The sequence below is a fragment of the Streptomyces sp. NPDC005070 genome, assembly GCF_053600395.1.
In genome coordinates this window covers 1-2,706 of sequence record NZ_JBSFZS010000355.1, presented here as the reverse complement: position 1 = coordinate 2,706, position 2,706 = coordinate 1, and the positions used below count along the sequence as shown (strand labels likewise).

At 70.1% G+C, this 2,706-nt stretch carries 2 protein-coding genes; one reads left to right on the top strand and one right to left on the bottom strand.

The features are described from left to right. On the bottom strand, positions 1-317 hold a 317-nt coding region (locus ACWEBX_RS38980), incomplete at its 3' end, for an XdhC family protein (protein ID WP_451889441.1). A gap of 216 nt (positions 318-533) precedes the next feature. On the opposite strand from ACWEBX_RS38980, the gene ACWEBX_RS38975 reads away from it, so the two are divergent. Further along, complete coding sequence (locus tag ACWEBX_RS38975; protein ID WP_451889440.1) at positions 534-2,519, top strand: GTP-binding protein; 1,986 nt, start codon at positions 534-536, stop codon at positions 2,517-2,519. The last annotated feature ends 187 nt before the right edge of the window (positions 2,520-2,706 follow it).

The following is a 2,706-nucleotide window of genomic DNA, read 5'->3' as shown; positions in this document are numbered from 1 at the left end:
CCGGCTGCCGACACCCGCCGGACCAGCAGGGTGATCTCCCCGCCGCAGGTGAGTCCGACGGCGAAGGCGTCCTCGTCGCTGTACCCGAACGTCTCCAGGCGCGCCTCGCCCGAGGCGATCACCTCCCGGGCCAGTTCGAAGACCGCGCCCTCGACACAGCCGCCGGACACACTGCCCACGACCTCGTCCCCCGGACCCACCGCCATGGCCGCGCCCGGGTCGCGGGGCGCGCTGTCGCCGACCGCCACCACCGTGGCCAGTCCGAAGGGCGAGCCGGCCGTGTACCACGCGTGCAGCGCGGGGAGGATGTCACGCATCGCCTGCTCCTCTCGCCGTGGCCACGCCCTCTCGGGCCACCTTCAAGGATCCGCCCCGCGACGAGATTTTGTTGAGCGTTAATACGTTGCCGTCCCGGCCGGCCTCCTGCTGCACTGGCGGGAACGTGTTCACCGGGACCGAGGAGCAGCACATGCGCACACCGTTCATGTCCCCCCAGGAAGGAATCACTCTCATCTCAAAGGACATGACACCCGGTGCATATGCTCAACCTGGGAATCCTGGCGCACGTAGACGCCGGTAAGACAAGCCTGACCGAGCGGCTGCTGCACACGGTCGGGATCATCGACGAGATCGGCAGCGTCGACGACGGGAACACCCGGACCGACTTCCTCGCGCTGGAGCGGCAGCGCGGCATCACGATCAAATCCGCCGTCGTCTCCTTCGCCATCGACGACCTCACCGTCAACCTGATCGACACCCCCGGTCACCCGGACTTCATCGCCGAGGTGGAACGGGTCCTCGGCGTGCTCGACGGCGTCGTCCTCGTCGTCTCGGCCGTGGAGGGTGTGCAGGCGCAGACACGCGTGCTGATGCGGACGCTCCAGCGGCTGCGCATTCCCACGCTGATCTTCGTGAACAAGATCGACCGCCGCGGAGCCCGGCACGAGGAGATCCTGGCCAAGATCTCCGAACGCCTCACCCCGGCGATCGTCCCGATGGGCCGACCCGGCGAACTGGGCACGCGGGACGCGCACTTCACCCCCTACCTCGCCGACCGGCTGCGGCCGCACCTCCTCGACCCGCTCGCCGGGCACGACGAGGCGCTGCTGGCCGCGTACGTCGAGGACGGCGTGTCGTACGAGCGTCTGCGCGCCGCGCTCGTCCGGCAGACCGGGCAGGCCCTGGTGCACCCGGTGTTCTTCGGATCGGCCATGACGGGCGCGGGCGTCTCCGATCTCGTCGCCGGAATCCGGGAGTTGCTGCCCGTGGCCGAGGCGGACGCCGACGGGCCGCTGTCGGGCAGCGTCTTCAAGGTCGAACGCGGAGCGGCCGGCGAGAAGATCGCGTACGCGCGGATGTTCTCGGGAACCCTGCGGACCCGCGACCGGCTCACCCTGCACGACGGCGCGGAGGGGAAGGTCACCGCGATCAGCGTCTTCGACCAGGGCTCGGCGGTCCGCGAGGCGTCCGTGAGCGCGGGACGCATCGGCAAGCTGTGGGGACTCGGCGCCGTCCGGATCGGTGACACCATCGGCGAGGCGCCGCTCTCGCCGGCGGGCGGACACCACTTCGCCCCGCCGACCCTGGAGACCGTCGTCTCTCCCGGCCGCCCGGCCGACAGGGGCGCGCTGCACACGGCGCTCACCCAGCTCGCCGAACAGGACCCGCTCATCGGACTGCGGCACGACGAACTGCGCGGGGAGATCTCCGTGTCGCTCTACGGCGAGGTGCAGAAGGAGGTCCTCCAGGCGACCCTGGCCGACGAGTTCGGCGTCGACGTCCTGTTCCGCGAGACGACCCCGCTCTGTGTCGAACGGCCCCTGGATGCCGGCGCCGCGGTCGAGTTCAACAAGAAGGACCCCAACCCCTTCCTCGCGACCGTCGGCCTGCGCGTCGAACCGGCGCCGATCGGCTCGGGCGTGGACTTCCGGCTTGAGGTCGAGCTCGGATCGATGCCGTACGCGTTCTTCAAGGCGGTCGAGGACACCGTCGGGGAGACGCTGGGACAGGGACTGCACGGCTGGCAGGTCACCGACTGCGTCGTCACGATGACGCACTCGGGCTATTCGCCGCGGCAGAGCCATGCCCACCAGGGCTTCGACAAGAGCATGTCCAGCACGGGCGCCGACTTCAGGGGCCTGACCCCGCTGGTGCTGACCGCCGCCCTGCGCGCGGCCGGGACCCGGGTGTACGAGCCGATGCACCACTTCCGTCTGGAGGTGCCCGCGGACACCCTGGGTGCCGTGCTTCCCCTGCTGGCCCGGCAGCGGGCCGTGCCGCGGACCACCCGGATCCACGGGTCCTCGTGTGTGCTGGAGGGGATCCTCCCGGTGGTGCGGGCGCACGAGCTGGAGCAGCAGCTCCCGGGCCCGACGCGAGGAGAGGGCGAGCTGGAATGCGCCTTCGACCACTACGCGCCGGTGGCCCGGGACGTGATCCCGGACCGTCCCCGGACCGATCTGAACCCGCTGGACCGCAAGGAGTATCTGCTGAACCTGACCCGCAGGGTGGGAGGTTGAGCCGGCGGCCGGCCGTGCGCACGGCTGCCGCGCGAGGCGGGGTGAAACGAGAAACTTACTCATGAGTCAGAGGTGTTGACGGTCCCTGGCACCCGCAGGATTGTTGTGAACATGCCAAAGTTACGTGCGCGTCTGCTCGGCGTCCTCGTACTCCTCACCGGATTCCTCACGGCGGCGGGCACCGGGC